Source organism: Burkholderia sp. BCC1972, from assembly GCF_905339605.1.
Lineage (GTDB): Bacteria > Pseudomonadota > Gammaproteobacteria > Burkholderiales > Burkholderiaceae > Burkholderia.
The window spans coordinates 1-16,868 of the sequence record NZ_CAJPGH010000040.1 but is presented as its reverse complement, the minus strand read 5'-3'; the positions used below and the strand labels follow the sequence as shown (position 1 = coordinate 16,868).

Genomic DNA, 16,868 nt, shown 5'->3' with positions numbered 1-16,868 from the left:
AGCCGGACGCAAACAGCCGCCGCGTGAGAGCGCCGCCGCGAACCCGCATCCGGACCACCTTCATCGAAACGGTCAGTCAGATGTCAAAGCAAAACAAGAAAATCCTGCTCCTGAGCGTCAGCGCCGGCGCCGGGCATACCCGCGCGGCCGAAGCGATTCGCGCATTTGCCGATCACCATCCGGCCGGCGTCGAAGCCACGCACCTGGACGTGATGGACTTCGTGTCCACCGGCTTCCGCAAGCTGTACACCGATCTCTACATCAAGCTCGTCAGCAGCCAGCCGGCACTGTGGGGCTATCTGTACCAGAAGACCGACGAAGCCGATCCGGCCGCGGCATCGCAGAAGATCCGCCGCGCGATCGAGCGGCTCAACTGCCGCCAGCTGCTCGCGGAGATCGAGCGGCAGCGCCCGGACGCGATCATCTGCACGCACTTCCTGCCGGCCGAGCTGTTGTCGCGCGAGATCCGCAAGGCGCGCATCGACACGCCTGTGTGGGTGCAGGTCACCGATTTCGACCTGCACAGCATGTGGGTCGTGCCGCACATGCGCGGCTACTTCGCGGCCAACGACGAGATCGCGTGGCGCATGCATGCACGCGGCATGGCGCCGGAAACGGTGCACGTGAGCGGCATCCCGATCATGCCGGCGTTCGGCCAGCCGCTCGATCGTGCGGCCTGCGCGGCGGAGTTCGGCCTCGATCCCGCGCGCCGGACGTTCCTGATGATGTCCGGCGGCGCGGGCCTCGGCGGGCTCGACGTGCTGGCCGCGCGGCTGCTCGAGATGGATGCCGACTTCCAGCTGATCGCGCTGGCCGGCAAGAACCAGGCGATGCTCGCGTCGCTGCAGGCGCTCGCCGCGCGGCATCCGGGCCGGCTCTTTCCGCAGGGTTTCACGCAGCAGGTCGAACGCCTGATGGCCTGTGCCGACCTCGTGATCACGAAGCCGGGCGGCCTGACGACGTCCGAATGCCTCGCGATGCAGTTGCCGATGATCGTCAATTCGCCGATTCCGGGCCAGGAAGAGCGCAACGCGGATTTCCTGCTCGAGCAGGGTGTCGCGCTGAAGGCCATCGACGACGATGCGCTCGTCTACCGGATCCGCGCGCTGCTGCAGGCGCCGGAGCGCCTCGACGACATGCGCCGCCGTCTCGCGCCGCTCGGGCGGCCGCTGGCCGGCCGATTCGTGCTCGACCGCGTGCTGGGCCTGGAGCCTGCCGCATGAGCGTCGGGCGTTTCATCCCGACGCGCCATACGCTGTTCGTCGTCGCGTGGGTCATGCTGCTCGCGTACTTCTTCGCGAACGTCGAGATCCAGATCGAGGGCAGCGCAGGCTGGGCCGCGAACCTGCCGACCTGGCGCATCGAGCATCACTGGCTGCTCGACATCTTCTGGGGCGGGCGGCCGATGACCGGCTACCACGCATGGGTGTTCCCGTTCGTCGCGCTGTTCTTCCATCTGCCGCCGATCTTCAACGGGCGGTGGTCGTGGCGCATCGAGGCGCGGATCATCGCGTGCATCATGGTGTTCTGGCTGACCGAGGATTTCCTGTGGTTCGTGCTGAATCCGGCCTACGGCCTGGCCCGCTTCAACCCGGCCAGCGTGCCGTGGCATGTCCACTGGCTGGGCGTGGCGCCGACCGACTACTGGACCATGAGCGCGGCCGCGATCGTGCTGTTCATCGTTTCCCGCGAGCGCAAGCGCGCATTTTACTGAACCCCGACCCGACATGAAAATCGCCGTCATTGCCGCACTCGCCGTCGCGCTCGCCGGGCTCGTGCAGCCAGCCCACGCGGACCCGGCCTCCGAGGTGTCCGCCCGGCCGATCAAGTGGGCGCAGAGCGTGGTCGATGTGCACGTGAACAACCTGCATCGCATCACGCCGACGCTGTACCGCAGCGCGCAGCTGTCGCGCGCGGACGTGCCCGAACTGCAGAAGCTCGGTATCCGCAAGGTCATCAGCTTCCGTTCGTTTCATGCGGACGACACCATCCTGGCCGGCACGCAGATCAGGATGCAGCGCATCAGGATCAACACGTGGGACATCCGCGACCAAGACATGGTCACCGCGCTGAAGGCGCTCCGCACGGCCGACCAGGACGGCCCGGTGCTGATCCACTGCCAGCACGGCGCCGATCGCACGGGCCTCGTGTCGGCGCTGTACCGGATGGTGTACCAGGGCTGGACGCGCGAGCAGGCGCTCGACGAGCTGCAGCACGGCGGCTACGGGTTCCATCCGATCTGGCGGAACATCACGAACTACCTGGAAAACGTCGACGTCGAGCGTTTGAAGCGGGAAGTGAACAGCGGCTGACGCATGAAAGCGAAACGCCGCCGACCCTCACGGTCGGCGGCGTTTCGTCAGGACACCATCGAAGAGCGGGCCGTGCGCCCGCCGTCGTCAGACCGTCTCGGGCTGCCGCACGGCCTTCGCGACGTTCCGCGCCATCGCGCCGTTCGCAACGAAGTAAGGCACATCCACACGCGCAAGCGGCTTGCGCCCGCGGATCTTGTCGGCGATCTTCTCGGCGATCATGATCGTCGGCGCGTTCAGGTTGCCGGTCGTGATGATCGGCATGATCGACGCATCGACCACCCGCAGCCCCTCGAGCCCGTGCACGCGGCCTTCTTCATCGACCACCGCCATGTCGTCGTAACCCATCTTGCACGAGCACGACGGATGGAACGCGGTTTCCGCGCGGGCGCGCACGAACGCGTCGAGTTCCTTGTCGCTCTTGCAGTCGGCACCCGGGTTCAGCTCGCGGCCGCGATAGCGGTCGAGCGCGGGCTGGCGCATGATCTCGCGCGTCGCGCGGATCGCATCGCGGAACTCGCGCCAGTCGAGCGCTTCGGCCATGTAGTTGAACAGGATGCTCGGATGGTCGTTCGGGTCGCGCGAGCGCAGCTTCACGCGGCCGCGGCTCGGCGAGCGCATCGAGCCGACGTGCGCCTGGAAGCCGTGCATCTCGATCGCGTTCGAGCCGTTGTAGTTGATCGCCACCGGCAGGAAGTGATACTGGATGTTCGGCCAGGGATCGTCGTCACGCGTGCGGATGAAGCCGCCCGCTTCGAAGTGGTTGCTCGCGCCGAGGCCCGTGCCGTTCAGCATCCATTCGAGGCCGATCTTCGGCTGGTTCCACCACTTGAGCGCCGGGTACAGCGAGACGGGCTCCTTGCATTCGTACTGGATGTACATCTCCAGATGGTCCTGCAGGTTCTGGCCGACGCCGGGCAGGTCGAGCACGACGGGAATGTCGAGTGCCTTGAGCCATGCGCCGGGGCCGACGCCCGAGCGTTGCAGCAGCTGCGGCGACGCGATTGCGCCGCTGCACACGAGCACTTCGCGGCGCGCATGCGCGGTCGCGCGCTCGCTGCCGCGCAGGTACGTGACGCCCGACGCGCGCTTGCCGTCGAACAGGATGCGGTCGGCGAGCGCGTGCGTGACGATCTCGAGGTTCGGCCGCGCCCTTGCCTGGTCGAGGTAGCCGCGCGCGGTGCTCGCGCGGCGGCCCTTCGGCGTGACGGTGCGGTCCATCGGGCCGAAGCCTTCCTGCTGGTAACCGTTCAGGTCGTCGGTGCGCGGATAGCCGGCCTGCACGCCCGCGTCGACCATTGCCTCGAACAGCGGATTCACGCCCGGCTTGCTGGTCGTGACGGACACGGGGCCGTTGCCGCCGTGATAGTCGTTCGGGCCGACGTCGCGCGTCTCGGCTTTCTTGAAGTACGGCAGGCAGTCGAGGTACGTCCAGTTCTCGAGGCCCTTGTGCGTCGACCAGTTGTCGTAGTCGAGCGCGTTGCCGCGGATGTAGCACATTCCGTTGATCAGCGACGACCCGCCGAGCCCCTTGCCGCGGCCGCATTCCATCCGGCGGTTGTCCATGTGCGGCTCGGGGTCGGTTTCGTACGCCCAGTTGTAGCGGCGGCCCTGCAGCGGGTAGGCCAGCGCCGCCGGCATCTGCGTGCGGAAGTCGAAGCGGTAGTCGGGACCACCGGCTTCGAGCAGCAGCACCGTGACGTCCGGATCTTCCGTCAGGCGCGTTGCGAGCACGTTGCCCGCGGAGCCTGCGCCGCAGATGATGTAGTCGTATTCGCGTGTCGTCATGACGGTGAATCTCCTTTCGTGATCCTCAAAATACCGGGTTGTAGCGGCCGAGCTCGACCTGCACCGACTTGATTCGAGTGTAGTGCTCGAGCGTCGTGATGCCGTTCTCGCGTCCGACACCGGATTGCTTGTATCCGCCAACCGGCATCTCGGCGGGCGATTCGCCCCACGTGTTGATCCAGCAGATGCCGGCTTCGAGGCGGTGGATCGTGCGGTGCGCGCGCGACAGGTTCTCGGTCACGACGCCGGCCGCAAGGCCGTAGTGCGTGTCGTTCGCGCGGGCGATCACTTCGTCTTCCGATTCGAAATCGAGGATGCTCATCACCGGCCCGAAGATTTCCTCGCGGACGATCTTCATGTCGTCGCGGCAATCGCCGAACACGGTCGGCGCGACGTACTGGCCGCTGCCGAAGTGGCCGTCGGTCAGGCGCGTGCCGCCCGCGAGCAGCTTCGCGCCTTCGGCCTTGCCGCTTTCGATGAAGCCGAGCACCTTGTCGAGCTGCGCGGCCGACACGAGCGGGCCGAAGTTGGTGTCGGCATCAGTCGGCTTGCCGACGCGGATGCGCTTCACGCGTTCGAGCACCTTTTGCGTGAACGCGTCCTTGACGGAGCGGTGCACGAACACGCGCGTGCCGTTCGTGCAGACCTGGCCCGAGCTGAAGAAGTTGGCGGTGACCGCGATGTCGGCCGCGCGGTCGAGGTCGGCGTCGTCGAACACGATCAGCGGCGACTTGCCGCCGAGTTCCATCGTCACTTCCTTCAGCGACGACGCGCCGGCCAGCGACATCACCTTCTTGCCGGTCTCGACGCCGCCCGTGAACGACACCTTCGCGATGTCCGGGTGGCCCGTCAGCAGCGCGCCGACCGAGCCGTCGCCCTGCACGACGTTGAACACGCCGGCCGGCACGCCGGCTTCCGTATAGATTTCCGCGAGCTTCAGCGCGGTCAATGGCGTGACTTCGCTCGGCTTGAACACCATCGCGTTGCCGGCCGCGAGCGCGGGCGCCGTCTTCCAGCAGGCGATCTGGATCGGGTAGTTCCACGCGCCGATGCCCGCGCACACGCCGAGCGGCTCGCGGCGCGTATAGACGAACGACTCGGCGCGCAGCGGCACCTGCAGCCCTTCGATCGCGGTCGCGAGGCCCGCGTAGTACTCGATCACGTCCGCGCCGGTGACGATGTCGACCGCGAGCGTCTCGCCGATCGGCTTGCCGGTGTCGCGCGTTTCGAGTGCGGCGAGCTCGTCGTTGCGCTCGCGCAGCAGGTCGACCGCGCGGCGCAGGATGCGCGAGCGCTGCATCGCGGTCATCGCGGCCCATTCGCGCTGGCCTTCCTGGGCGGACGCGACCGCGCGGTCGACGTCGGCCGCGCTAGCCTGCTGCACCTGCGCGAGCAGTTCGCCGGTGGCGGGATCGAAGGTGTCGAAAGTCTTGCCGCTCGTGGCGTCGACGTAACCGCCGCCGATGTAGAGGCGCTGCAAACCGAATACGGACATGAGGATCTCCTTGAGGGCGACTGCGTGACGCGTCAGGCGGACGCGAGCAGCAGGTCGATGTAATCGTGGGCGAGCTTCAATGCAGCCCGGGTGTCGATCGGGCCGCCGGCGAGTGCGCCGCGCAGCCACAGGCCGTCGATCAGCGCGGCGAGTCCGCTGGCGGCTTCGCGTGCTTTCGTGCGCGGCAACGCCTTCGCGAATTCGGCGCACAGGTTCGAGTGGAGGCGCCGCGTGTTGACGTGCTGCAGGCGCTTGAGCATCGGGTCGTGCATGCTCTGCGACCAGAACGCGAGCCACGTCTTCATCACGGGTGCGCTGACCTGCGTGTCGTCGAAGTTCGCGGCGACGACCGCGCGCAGCCGCGAACGCGGATCCTTGCGCGCGGCCGTGCGGCGGCGCGTGGTGGCCGACCACAGGTCGCGCAGCACGTGCCGCATCGTGGCTTCGAGCAGGCCGTCCTTGTCGCCGAAGTAGTGGCTGACGATGCCCGTCGAGATGTTCGCGCGCTGCGCGACCGATGCGAGCGTCGTGCCGGGCAGGCCTGCTTCGTCGATCGAGCGCAGCGTGGCATCGATCAATTGTGCGCGGCGAATCTCCCGCATTCCGACTTTCGGCATCGCGACTCCCTTCGCCCGGACGGGCCGTCCATGGAAGTCGAGAGCTTAGCGGTTTTTTATTGATCGTTCAATCAATAAAAAAGCGGGTCGAACAGGATGCCGCGTTCTAAACGGGGGAGGATTCCTCCCGTCCGGAGCCATGTGCAGGTGCGGAAAAACGATTGAAAGAAGGTTAATTAAGTTTGAATCTGTTTAAAACGATTCGTGAAGATGTGACGCAATGCGGAGGACCATTTCCGCGCTCGGTTTCATTACAAACAGAAAGACTGTCGAGTTCTGCAAAATTATTCACGATATGAAATCGTAAAATCGGATTGTGAAGGTGTTCAATTTTCTAGAAACCGTTTCAATCAGGCGATTTAAACTAGGTAACATATTGAATATTAATGATAATTCGTGTTTTATGAACGCTGGAGCGGATTGCTCGCAAACGATTGCGATCCTCTCTTTTGAGATTCCTCCTACCATAGAAATCGATAAATAAATTTGAATTCGACGTATTTCCGGACCGAGTAGAAGGATTTTTGGAATGACTTGAGTAAGTAATATCGACCGTATTAGTATGGCGCCGCACCATGAGGAATGAATGGGCACCGCCGGCATTTTCCGCGGTGCGTCGGCAATGGGCGCGATGACGAACCGCGCACGAGGCCGTCACCTGCCATTGCGCACCTGCAGCATGCCGCGACGTCGAGACGCCGCATTCACCGGAGAACGACGATGCCGACCGAAAAACACGTGGTCCCGCTACCGAATGGTCTGAAGGTCTACGTCGAACGGAACGTGTTCGACCCGGCGTTCGACACCGCGATGCTCGTCAACGGCGCGCTCGCGACGACGGCGTCGTTCGGGCAGACCGTCCAGTACCTCGGCGAGCGGATGAACACGATCTGCTTCGACCTGCCGTATGCGGGCCAGTCACGCCAGCACAACCCGGGCTGCTACATCCTGACCAAGGACGACGAGGCCGCGATCCTGCAGTACCTGGTCGAGCATTTCGCGCCGGCGTTTCTCGTGTCGGTGTCGTGGGGCGGCGTCGCATCGCTGTTCGCGCTCGCGCGCGGCTGCCCGAGCGTGCGGCGCGCGGCGATCTGCTCGTTCTCGCCGTTCCTGAACGACGCGATGGTCGACTACGTGACGCGTGCCCGCGACCACATCGTGGCCGGCGAGAACCTGAAGGCCGCGCAGCTGCTGAACGACACCGTCGGCCGCTACCTGCCGCGCATCATGAAGCTGTACAACTACCGCTATCTCACGCGCCTGCCGCGCGACGAGCAGGACCAGGTCGCGTTCCACGTCGACCAGATCCTGTCGCTTCAGCCGGAGCGCTACTTCAGCGAGTTCTCGAACATCGGCTGCGAGCTGCTGTTCCTGAACGGCGAGCGCGACGAATACACGACGCCGGCCGACGTGCGCCAGCTCGGCGCACACGTGCCGCGCGCGCGGTTCGCGACGGTGCCGGATGCCGGCCATTTCCTCGACATCGAAGGCCGCGCGCAGCGCGAATACACGCGCGCCGCGCTGCTCGACTTCTTCTGCGGCGAGGCGCCCGTCGCGGCCGGCATGGCGCGTGCAGCCGCGCATGCGTGCGTGCCGATGCACGCGCTGTCGTCGTGACGCCCACCGTCGTGCCGCGGGTCCATCCCGCGCATCCCGATTCCTATCCCAACGAGGCAGGCCAGCCGTGAATATCGTTCAGACCATCGCCATCGTCGTTCCGTGGGCCGCATGGCTCGCCTACTGGATCGCCACGTCGCAGGGCGTGAAGACGACCGTGCGCAAGGAAGCATCGCGCTCGCGCACGCTGCAGTCGATTCCGCTGATCGTCGGCGGCGCACTGATCATCCTGCCCGATCCGTCGTGGCAGGCGCTCGTGCCCGACTGGCAGCGCTTCGGGCTGCAGGCGCAGTGCGGGCTCGCGGTGCTGGTGGCCGGACTGTTGTTCTCGGTCTGGGCGCGGCTGCATCTCGGCACGAACTGGAGCGTGTCGGTCACGCTGAAGGAAGACCACGAACTTGTCCGCACGGGGCCGTATGCACTCGTGCGTCACCCGATCTACACGGGCTGCCTGATCGCGCTCGTCGGCGCCGCGCTGATCGGCGGCGAATGGCGCGGCGCGATCGGCGTGCTGCTCGTGTTCGCGTCGCTCGCGTACAAGGTGCGCGTCGAGGAAAGCTGGCTGACCGGGTATTTCGGGCCGGCATACGCGCAGTACCGCCGCGAAGTGGCGGCGCTGATTCCCGGCTTCTACTGATTCCCGCGAGGCGCGCGATGGCGAAGATGATCGTGACCGCGATCGGCTCGGCGGGCGACGTGCATCCGTTGCTCGGCGTTGCGCGCACGCTCGCGGCGCGCGGTCACGACGTCGTGTTCTGCACGCACGCGCCGTTCGAGGCGGCCGTGCGCCGCTGCGGGTTCGCGTTCGTGCCGGTCGGTACCGCGGCCGAATACGACGCCGCGATGGAGAACCCGGCGCTGTGGGATCCGCGCACGTCGTTCCGCACGCTGTGGCAGGTGATCGCCCCGACGCTGCGCGCCCACTACGACACGCTGGACGCGCTGAGCGATGCCGACACAGTGCTCGTCGGCACGCTGTGGGCGTTCTCTGCGCGCTTCATGCAGGAGCGGCACGGCACGCCGTACGTGTCGGTGCAGGTGTCGCCGTCGACGCTGCTGTCCGCGCATGCGCCGCCCACGCACCCGCGCCTGACGATTCCCGCGCGCTGGCCGCTGCCGGTGAAATCGGCGCTGATGACGCTGATCGAGCGGCAGGTGCTCGATCGCGTGTGCGGCCCGGCGCTCAACGCGGTGCGCCGCGATCTCGGGCTCGCGCCCGCGCGGCGCGTGCTCGGCCGCTGGCTGCATTCGACCGATGGCGTGCTGTGCCTGTTTCCCGGCTGGTTCGCGCCGCCTCAGCCCGACTGGCCGTCGAACCATCTGCAAAGCGGCTTTCCGCTGTTCAACGATATTGAGACACCTGACGATGATGTGGCACTCGATGCGTTTCTCGCGGCCGGTGAACCCCCGGTCGTGTTCACGGCCGGTTCGACACGCGTCGATCACGCGGCATACGCGCGCGCGGTGGCGCACGCGCTGCGCGCGACCGGCGCGCGCGGGATCCTGCTGACGCCGCACGCTGCGACGCCGGACGATGACCGGCTGCTCGTGCGCCGCTTCGTGCCGATGCGCACCTTGCTGCCGCGTTGCCGCGCGCTCGTGCATCACGGCGGGATCGGCACCGCGGCGCTCGCGTGCGAAGCCGGGATCGTGCAGGTCGTCACGCCGTTCGCGCACGACCAGTTCGACAACGCGCAACGCGTCGTCGCGAACGGCTGCGGCGTGCGCGTCGATGGCCCGGTCGACGGCGCACGGCTCGGCGCGGCGCTCGCACACGTGCTCGACGAACCGGCGTTCGCGGTGCATGCGGAGCGCACGCGCGCGCTGCTCGCGGCCGCGCCGGACGGCTGCGAGGCGGCCGCCGATTTCATCGAACGGTTCGTGCCGGTGCGCGGGCGCGTGGCAGCACGGGCCGATTTCGCGGCGGCCGGCGCATGAGCACCGCATCGCCGCTTCACGACGGGCCCGTCGCGCCGTCCGCATTCGACGTGCCGGCGCCCGCGCCTGCCGCGCAGCCGGTGCGCGGCATCCGGCTCGCGCTGCTGACATTCGCGCTGTCGCTCGCGACCTTCATCGAGGTGCTCGACTCGACCGTGACGAACGTCGCGGTGCCGGCGATCTCCGGCAGCCTCGGCGTATCGAACAGCCAGGGCACGTGGGTGATCAGCTCGTACTCGGTCGCGGCCGCGATCGCGGTGCCGCTGACGGGCTGGCTCGCGCGCCGCGTCGGCGAGCTGCGGCTGTTCGTCGGCGCGGTGCTGCTGTTCACGCTGACGTCGCTGCTCTGCGGGCTCGCGCGCGACCTGCACGTGCTGGTGATCTGCCGCGCGCTGCAGGGGCTGTGCTCGGGGCCGATGGTGCCGCTGTCGCAGACGATCCTGCTGCGCACCTTTCCGCCGGACAAGCGCACGATCGCGCTCGCGCTGTGGGCGATGACGGTGCTGCTTGCGCCGATCTTCGGGCCGGTGGTCGGCGGCTGGATCGTCGACAACTTCTCGTGGCCGTGGATTTTCCTGATCAACTTGCCGATCGGGCTGTTCTCGTTCGCGGTGTGCACCGCGATGCTGCGCCCCGACGCGCAGCGCGGCGCGGCCGGCCCGGTCGACGTGCCGGGCATCGTGCTGCTCGTGATCGGCGTCGGCTCGCTGCAGGCGATGCTCGACCTCGGCCACGATCGCGGCTGGTTCGGCTCGCCGCTGATCGTCACGCTCGCGGTGGTCGCGACGCTCGCGATCGTGTCGCTGCTGATCTGGGAGGCGGGCGAGGCGCATCCCGTCGTCGATCTCAGCCTGTTTCGCGACCGCACGTTCTCGTTCTGCGTGCTGATCATCTCGCTCGGAATGATGAGCTTCTCGGTGGTCGGCGTCGTGTTCCCGCTGTGGATGCAGGCCGTGATGGGCTACAACGCGTTTCATGCGGGGCTCGCGACTGCGTCGCTCGGCGTGCTCGCGCTCGTGTTCTCGATTCTCGTCGGGATTCATGCGCACCGTTTCGACGCGCGCGTGCTCGCGACGTTCGGCTTTCTCGTGTTCGCGGCCGTGCTCGCCTGGGATGCGCATTTCACGCTGAAGATGACGTTCGCGCAGATCGCCGCACCCGGGCTGATCCAGGGGATCGGGCTGCCGTGCTTCTTCATTCCGCTGACCGCCGCGACGCTGTCGCGGATTCCCGACGACCGGCTCGCCGCCGCATCGAGCCTGTCGAACTTTCTGCGCACGCTGTCCGCCGCGTTCGGCACCGCGATGAGCGTGACGCTGTGGGAAAACCGCGCGACCTATCACTACGACGTCGTGTCGCAATCGGTCACGCACGCATCGGCCAATACGCAGCGTTTCGTGCATGCGCTGAACGCGATGGGTGTGGACGGCGTGCGCGAGCTGTCGACGCTGCACCAGGTCGTGATGCAGCAGGCGTACATGATGGCGACCAACGACATGTTCTGGATGGCGAGCATGACGTGTCTCGCGCTCGCCGCGATGATGTGGCTGACGCGGCCGAAGCGCGGTGCGGCCGCGTCGTTCGGACATTGAGGAGAAGACCATGACGACACTCGGCGCACTCGTGATCCTGTATCACCCGAGCGAAGCGCAGCTCGACGCGCTCCGCGCGTGGCGGCATGCGTGCGACGCGCTGCTCGTGGTCGACAACACGCCGCAACCCGATGCGCGGGCGCGCGAGCTGTGCGACAGGGAAGGCATCGCGCTGCTGCATCACGGCAATTGCGGCGGCATCGCGGGTGCGTACAACGCGGGGCTCGCGGCACTGTTTCGCGACCGTGTCGACGCGGTCGCGCTGTTCGACCAGGATTCGTCGGTGCCGGCCGCGTATTTCCCGGTGATGCGCGACGTCTGCGCGGGGCTCGCGGGGCGCGCGTTCCTGGCCGGCCCGCGCATCTTCGACGAGAACGCGCGCAGCTTCCTGCCCGAACTCGCCACCAACGGCATCGGGCTGCGCCGCTTGCGCATCGAGCCGGGCGCGCCGCTGCAGCGCTGCGCATTCCTGATCTCGTCGGGCTGCGTCGTGTCGCGCGACGCGTTCGACCTGCTCGGCCGTTTCGACGAGACGCTGTTCATCGATCACGTCGACACCGAGTACAGCTTCCGCGCACTGTCGCGCAACGTGCCGCTCTATGTCGTGCCGTCGCTGGTGCTGCAGCACCGGATCGGCGCGAAGCAGCGGCACGCGATCGGCCCTTTCGAAATGACGTCGATGAATCATTCGTGGCAACGGCGCTACTACAGCGCGCGCAACGCCGTGCAGCTCGGGATGCAGTACGGGCTGCGCTTTCCGGTGGCGATCGTGCCGAACCTGTTGACCGTGTGGCAGGTCGTGCAGATCGCGCTCGTCGAGCGCGACAAGCGCGCGAAGCTCGCCGGCATCCTGTTCGGCGTCGCGGATGGCCTGTTCGGCCGGCTCGGCCCGCTCGAGCGCACGCGGCCGCGTCTGGCCGCGCGTGCGCAGCGCGTTCAGCAGGGGTGACGATGCGGCGATCGAGGAAAGCGGCGGGGTCGGCGCGTGGCGTGAAGGGCGGCTCGACGATCGCGGCGGTGGCCGTGCTGTTCGCATTGGGCGGCTGCGTGCCGTCGGGCTTCCTGCCGTCGCTGTCGCTGCGCGCGCCGGCCGACGACGCGCTCGCCCATACGGCCGGCCCCGGCGCGAGCGGCGCGTGGCCGGCACCGGACTGGGTGAAGCAGCTGCAGGATCCGCAGCTCGACGACCTGGTAGCCGAGGCGTCGCGGAACAGTCCCGATGTGCAGGTCGCACAGGCGCGGTTGCGGATCGCGCAGGCCCAGCTTCAGCAGTTCGATTCGCTGACCGGGCTGACGGGCACGGCCGGCGCGACGGTCAGCCGCGCGCGGATGCCGAAGCCCGGCGACATCGCCGACGTGACGGCCGGCGGCTATCGCGTGCCGGTGCAGATCTTCGGCGATCCGAACGTTTCGCCGTCGTCGATCTTCGTCGGGCTGAACTACCAGCTGGACCTGTGGGGCAAGAACCGCGCAGCGACGAAGAGCCTGATGTCGCTGCGCGACGCGGCGGGCGTCGAGGCCGAACAGGTGCGGCTGACGCTCGCCGTCGCGATCGTCACCGTGTACTGCCAGCTCGACCAGGCGTATGCGACGCGCGAGCTGTTGCAGCAGAAGCTGAAGATCAGCCAGCGTGTGACGGCCGTGCTGCGCGAGCGCACCGCGCGCGGCCTCGACAACGCGTACGACGCGAGCGACGCATCGATCAAGCGCAGCCGCCTGCTCGAACAGATCGCGCTGAACGACGAGCAGATCAAGCTCGCGCAACTGCAGCTCGGCGTGCTGTCGGGCCGCGGCCCCGAGCGCGGGCTCGCGCTGCAGCGGCCGCGCGTCGGCGCGTTCGCGGGCGGCGCCGTGCCCGCGCGGCTGCCGGCCGACCTGCTCGGCCGCCGGCCCGATATCGTCGCCGCGCGGTTGCGTGTCGAAGCCGCGTTCGCGAATGCCGATTCGACGCGCGCGCAGTTCTATCCGGACGTGAACCTCGTCGCGCTCGGCGGCGTGTTCGCGCTCACGCCCGCGTCGCTGTTCTCGCGCGATTCGCTTGCCGGCTCCGTCGGCCCGGCGATCTCGTTGCCGATCTTCGATCGCGGCCGGCTGAAGGCGAAGCTCGGCGCGGATGTCGCGCAGGCCGACGTCGCGATCGGGCTGTACAACAAGACCGTCGACGACGCGCTCGGGCAGGTCGCGCAGCTCGTCACGTCGCTGCAGACGTCGCAGACGCTCGTGACGCAGCAGCAGGACGCGGTCGCGGCCGCGCAGAAGATCGTGCAGATCGCGGCCGACCGTCACCGGCGCGGCGTGCTGATGCAGAAGGATGTCGATGTCGCGGATCTCACGCTGATCGACGAGCGCACGCAGATGATCGTGTTGCTCGGCCGGCAGCGGACGCTGCGCGTGGGACTGATCGGCGCGCTCGGCGGCGGGTTCGATGCGGGCGCAACGGTAGCGCAGGCCCAGACGCCGGCCGTGCATCGCGCGCGCAGCGGGGCGGCGAGGCGCGGGGCGTCGGCTTCGGAGGCTTCCGTGTCGGCGAACCGCGCAGTTGCGGCTGGGCAGTCGACCGATGCGCGTGCGGGGAATGCCGCCATGTCACAGGTCGCAGCCACGGCGAGTGTCGCACCCGCACCCGTACCAGCGCCCGTACCTGCGCTTGCGCGGCGTGACGATGCGGCGCGCCCGTCGACGGCCGGTGCGATCGCCTCCGGCGCGGCATCCCGCGACACGCCCGTTCTCGCACGTACGGCAGCGGCGATTGCGGCGCCGGCCGCGGTGGTCATCCAGCCGATCCCCCTGTTCCAGCACGATCGACTGATCGTTACGCAAAGCGACTGATGCACCACGACAACCTTCATGCCGCCGCGCCGCCGGCCGCCCAGACCGACCCGGCACTCGACGCGCGCCGCGCGACGCGCCGCAGGCGCTTCACCGTGTTCTTCGCGATCGTGCTGCTGGCCGCGATCGCGTGGATCGCATACTGGCTGCTGAGCGACCGCTACTACGAAGATACCGACGACGCGTACGTCGCGGGCAGCATCGTGCAGGTCGCCGCGCAGATCCCCGGTGCGGTGACCGACGTGCTGGTGGCCGATACGCAGGCCGTGCGCGCCGGGCAGACGCTCGTGAAGCTCGACGATACCGAGGCGTCCGTCGCGTTCGCGCAGGCGAAGGCACAGCTCGCGCAGGCCGTGCGGCAGGTCGCGAACGCCAGGATCTCGAACACGATGTATGTCGAGGCCGTGAATGCGCGGCGTGCCGACCTGTCGCTCGCGCAGCGCGCACTCGTCGCGCGCTCCGGCGCGTCGGTCGAGATCGTCGCGCCGGAGGAACTGGCGCGAGCGCGTGCGGCGGTGGCCGGCGCGCAGGCGAACCTCGCGGCCGCGCAGGCCCAGCTCGACGCAGCGCGCGCACTCGGCAGCAAGCTGCCCGTCGACGAGAGCCCGGCTGTCGTGCAGGCAGCCGCGCAGTTCAAGCTCGCATACCGGAACCTGAAGCGCACCACGATCGTCGCGCCCGTCGACGGTACGATCGGGCAGCGTTCGGTGCAGGTCGGCCAGCAGGTCGGGCCCGGTGTCCCGCTGATGTCGGTCGTGCAGCTCAACCAGCTGTGGATCGAGGCGAATTTCAAGGAAGGGCAGATTCGTCACATGCGTATCGGGCAGCCGGTCGAGGTCGTGTCGGATCTCTATGGTTCGCGCGTGGCTTATCGCGGCCGCGTGCAGGGCTTCTCGGCCGGCACGGGCAGCGCTTTCTCGATGCTGCCGTCGCAGAACGCGGCCGGCAACTGGATCAAGGTCGTGCAGCGCGTGCCGGTCGTGATCGCGCTCGATTCGCGCGATCTCGCCGCGCATCCGCTGCGCGTCGGGCTGTCGATGCGCGCGACGGTCGACACGCACGACCGCAACGGCCACGCGCTCGACAGCGAGCCGCCGACGCCGGCCGTCAGCACGCGCATGCACGACGGCGTCGCGAGCGACGCGGAAGCGGCCGCTGCCGCGATCGTTCGCGAGAATCAGGGCGGGTAACGCCCGTCGGAGAAGGCGAGGGCCGGCCGCGAGGGGCAGTCCGCCCCAAGCGCGTCCTGTTCGGACTTCCCCGTCGCTTCCCGCCCGACTTTCGTATTTCCGCCATCGATGTCGGCGCCGATCAAACGCATGTCGCGTTTGAGACATCGGCGCCCCTGCCTCCGGGACTACTCTCGAACAGCGCGTTGCGCGTGCGCCGCATGGGCCGGCGCGCCGCGGCGCCATCCAACGAGACATGGAGACAATACGATGAGCAGCAATCGAGGTGTCGTCTATCTTGGGCCGGGCCAGGTCGAAGTCCAGAAAATCGATTATCCGAAGATGGTCGACCCGAGCGGCCGCGCGATCGGCCACGGCGTGATCCTGAAAGTAGTCAGCACGAACATCTGCGGCTCCGACCAGCACATGGTGCGCGGCCGCACGACCGCACCGGTCGGGCTCGTGCTCGGTCACGAGATTACCGGCGAAGTGGTCGAGGTGGGCCGCGACGTCGAGACGCTGAAGATCGGCGATCTCGTGTCGGTGCCGTTCAACGTCGCCTGCGGCCGCTGCGCGATGTGCAAGGACACCCATACGGGCGTGTGCCTGAACGTGAACCCGTCGCGTGCCGGCGGCGCATACGGCTACGTCGACATGGGCGGCTGGATCGGCGGCCAGGCCGAATACGTGCTCGTGCCGTACGCCGATTTCAACCTGCTGAAATTCCCCGATCGCGACCAGGCGATGTCGAAGATCCGCGACCTGACCTGCCTGTCCGACATTCTGCCGACCGGTTATCACGGCGCGGTGAGCGCGGGCGTGAAGCCGGGCTCGACGGTCTACATCGCGGGCGCGGGCCCGGTCGGCATGGCGGCCGCCGCATCGGCGCGCCTGCTCGGCGCGGCGGTCACGATCGTCGGTGACATGAACGCGGAACGCCTCGCGCATGCGCGGGCGATGGGCTTCGAGACGGTCGACCTGTCGAAGGACGCATCGCTCGGCGAGCAGATCGAGCAGATTCTCGGCGTGCCCGAGATCGACTGCGCGGTCGACTGCGTCGGCTTCGAGGCGCACGGCCACGGCTCGTCGGGCCATTCGGAGGAAGCGCCCGCGACGGTGCTGAACTCGCTGATGGAAATCACGCGCCCGGCCGGCGCGATCGGCATCCCGGGCCTGTACGTGACGGACGATCCGGGCGCGAAGGACAAGGCCGCGCAGCACGGCAGCCTGAGCATCCGCTTCGGCCTCGGCTGGGCGAAGTCGCACTCGTTCTTCACGGGCCAGACGCCGGTGCTGAAGTACAACCGCAACCTGATGCAGGCGATCCTGTTCGACCGGTTGCCGATCGCGAAGATCGTCAATGTCGAGGTGATCTCGCTCGACCAGGCGCCGGAAGGCTACAAGAAGTTCGACGGCGGCGCGCCGCGCAAATTCGTCATCGACCCGCACGGGTTGCTGGCGGCATGATGCGCCGGCGTTCGTTCGCTACGCGCTGAAAGAAACGGGCGGCT

14 protein-coding genes are annotated in these 16,868 nt (G+C 67.8%); 11 read left to right on the top strand and 3 right to left on the bottom strand.

Annotated features, from left to right (window positions below):
- Window positions 1-80 precede the first annotated feature (80 nt).
- Genes U5798_RS34500 through U5798_RS34490 form a run of 3 tightly spaced genes read left to right on the top strand, consistent with a single transcriptional unit; the run spans window position 81 to window position 2,312 of the window.
- The gene (locus tag U5798_RS34500) at window positions 81-1,223 is read left to right on the top strand and encodes an MGDG synthase family glycosyltransferase (protein ID WP_322084649.1); all 1,143 of its coding nucleotides are present in this window, start codon (window positions 81-83) and stop codon (window positions 1,221-1,223) included.
- Window positions 1,220-1,714 carry a hypothetical protein gene (locus tag U5798_RS34495; RefSeq protein WP_322084648.1) on the top strand — a complete coding sequence of 165 codons (495 nt, stop codon included), beginning with the start codon at window positions 1,220-1,222 and terminating at the stop codon, window positions 1,712-1,714. The genes U5798_RS34500 and U5798_RS34495 overlap by 4 nt, the downstream gene beginning before the upstream one ends.
- A gap of 13 nt (window positions 1,715-1,727) precedes the next feature.
- Window positions 1,728-2,312, top strand: a complete 585-nt coding sequence (locus U5798_RS34490; protein WP_322084647.1) for a dual specificity protein phosphatase family protein — start codon at window positions 1,728-1,730, stop codon at window positions 2,310-2,312.
- Window positions 2,313-2,399: 87 nt separating this feature from the next.
- Here U5798_RS34490 and betA read toward each other — a convergent pair whose 3' ends face one another.
- From betA to betI, 3 genes are read right to left on the bottom strand one after another with little or no spacing between them, the layout of a single operon-like run.
- Complete coding sequence (gene betA, locus U5798_RS34485) at window positions 2,400-4,100, bottom strand: choline dehydrogenase (protein WP_322084646.1); 1,701 nt, start codon at window positions 4,098-4,100, stop codon at window positions 2,400-2,402.
- A 25-nt stretch (window positions 4,101-4,125) separates the two neighbouring features.
- Window positions 4,126-5,595, bottom strand: a complete 1,470-nt coding sequence (gene betB, locus U5798_RS34480; protein ID WP_176048389.1) for a betaine-aldehyde dehydrogenase — start codon at window positions 5,593-5,595, stop codon at window positions 4,126-4,128.
- A gap of 32 nt (window positions 5,596-5,627) precedes the next feature.
- Window positions 5,628-6,212, bottom strand: a complete 585-nt coding sequence (betI, locus tag U5798_RS34475) for a transcriptional regulator BetI (protein ID WP_322084645.1) — start codon at window positions 6,210-6,212, stop codon at window positions 5,628-5,630.
- Between the two features lie 720 nt (window positions 6,213-6,932).
- Here betI and U5798_RS34470 point away from each other — a divergent pair.
- From U5798_RS34470 to fdhA, 8 genes are all read left to right on the top strand, one after another.
- On the top strand, window positions 6,933-7,829 hold the full coding sequence (locus U5798_RS34470; RefSeq protein ID WP_322084644.1) for an alpha/beta hydrolase: 897 nt from the start codon (window positions 6,933-6,935) through the stop codon (window positions 7,827-7,829).
- Window positions 7,830-7,896: 67 nt separating this feature from the next.
- Window positions 7,897-8,466 (top strand): methyltransferase family protein, encoded by a 570-nt coding sequence (locus tag U5798_RS34465; RefSeq protein WP_011547084.1) that lies wholly within the window; start codon window positions 7,897-7,899, stop codon window positions 8,464-8,466.
- A 17-nt stretch (window positions 8,467-8,483) separates the two neighbouring features.
- On the top strand, window positions 8,484-9,767 hold the full coding sequence (locus U5798_RS34460; protein WP_322084643.1) for a glycosyltransferase: 1,284 nt from the start codon (window positions 8,484-8,486) through the stop codon (window positions 9,765-9,767).
- On the top strand, window positions 9,764-11,359 hold the full coding sequence (locus U5798_RS34455; RefSeq protein ID WP_322084642.1) for a DHA2 family efflux MFS transporter permease subunit: 1,596 nt from the start codon (window positions 9,764-9,766) through the stop codon (window positions 11,357-11,359). The genes U5798_RS34460 and U5798_RS34455 overlap by 4 nt, the downstream gene beginning before the upstream one ends.
- Before the next feature lie 10 nt (window positions 11,360-11,369).
- Window positions 11,370-12,308 carry a glycosyltransferase family 2 protein gene (locus tag U5798_RS34450; protein ID WP_322084641.1) on the top strand — a complete coding sequence of 313 codons (939 nt, stop codon included), beginning with the start codon at window positions 11,370-11,372 and terminating at the stop codon, window positions 12,306-12,308.
- A gap of 2 nt (window positions 12,309-12,310) precedes the next feature.
- Window positions 12,311-14,188: an efflux transporter outer membrane subunit gene (locus U5798_RS34445; RefSeq protein ID WP_322084640.1), complete on the top strand. Its 1,878-nt coding sequence runs from the start codon at window positions 12,311-12,313 to the stop codon at window positions 14,186-14,188.
- On the top strand, window positions 14,188-15,378 hold the full coding sequence (locus tag U5798_RS34440) for an efflux RND transporter periplasmic adaptor subunit (protein ID WP_322084639.1): 1,191 nt from the start codon (window positions 14,188-14,190) through the stop codon (window positions 15,376-15,378). The genes U5798_RS34445 and U5798_RS34440 overlap by 1 nt, the downstream gene beginning before the upstream one ends.
- 249 nt (window positions 15,379-15,627) lie before the next feature.
- Window positions 15,628-16,824 (top strand): formaldehyde dehydrogenase, glutathione-independent, encoded by a 1,197-nt coding sequence (gene fdhA, locus U5798_RS34435; protein ID WP_059239222.1) that lies wholly within the window; start codon window positions 15,628-15,630, stop codon window positions 16,822-16,824.
- Window positions 16,825-16,868 lie beyond the last annotated feature (44 nt).

Bases quoted from the DNA above. Each gene is read 5' to 3' on its own strand.
- U5798_RS34500 (WP_322084649.1), top strand. From the start codon at position 81: ATGTCAAAGCAAAACAAGAAAATCCTGCTCCTGAGCGTCAGCGCCGGC.
- U5798_RS34495 (WP_322084648.1), top strand. From the start codon at position 1,220: ATGAGCGTCGGGCGTTTCATCCCGACGCGCCATACGCTGTTCGTCGTC.
- U5798_RS34490 (WP_322084647.1), top strand. From the start codon at position 1,728: ATGAAAATCGCCGTCATTGCCGCACTCGCCGTCGCGCTCGCCGGGCTC.
- betA (WP_322084646.1), bottom strand. From the start codon at position 4,100: ATGACGACACGCGAATACGACTACATCATCTGCGGCGCAGGCTCCGCG.
- betB (WP_176048389.1), bottom strand. From the start codon at position 5,595: ATGTCCGTATTCGGTTTGCAGCGCCTCTACATCGGCGGCGGTTACGTC.
- betI (WP_322084645.1), bottom strand. From the start codon at position 6,212: ATGCCGAAAGTCGGAATGCGGGAGATTCGCCGCGCACAATTGATCGAT.
- U5798_RS34470 (WP_322084644.1), top strand. From the start codon at position 6,933: ATGCCGACCGAAAAACACGTGGTCCCGCTACCGAATGGTCTGAAGGTC.
- U5798_RS34460 (WP_322084643.1), top strand. From the start codon at position 8,484: ATGGCGAAGATGATCGTGACCGCGATCGGCTCGGCGGGCGACGTGCAT.
- U5798_RS34455 (WP_322084642.1), top strand. From the start codon at position 9,764: ATGAGCACCGCATCGCCGCTTCACGACGGGCCCGTCGCGCCGTCCGCA.
- U5798_RS34450 (WP_322084641.1), top strand. From the start codon at position 11,370: ATGACGACACTCGGCGCACTCGTGATCCTGTATCACCCGAGCGAAGCG.
- U5798_RS34445 (WP_322084640.1), top strand. From the start codon at position 12,311: ATGCGGCGATCGAGGAAAGCGGCGGGGTCGGCGCGTGGCGTGAAGGGC.
- U5798_RS34440 (WP_322084639.1), top strand. From the start codon at position 14,188: ATGCACCACGACAACCTTCATGCCGCCGCGCCGCCGGCCGCCCAGACC.
- fdhA (WP_059239222.1), top strand. From the start codon at position 15,628: ATGAGCAGCAATCGAGGTGTCGTCTATCTTGGGCCGGGCCAGGTCGAA.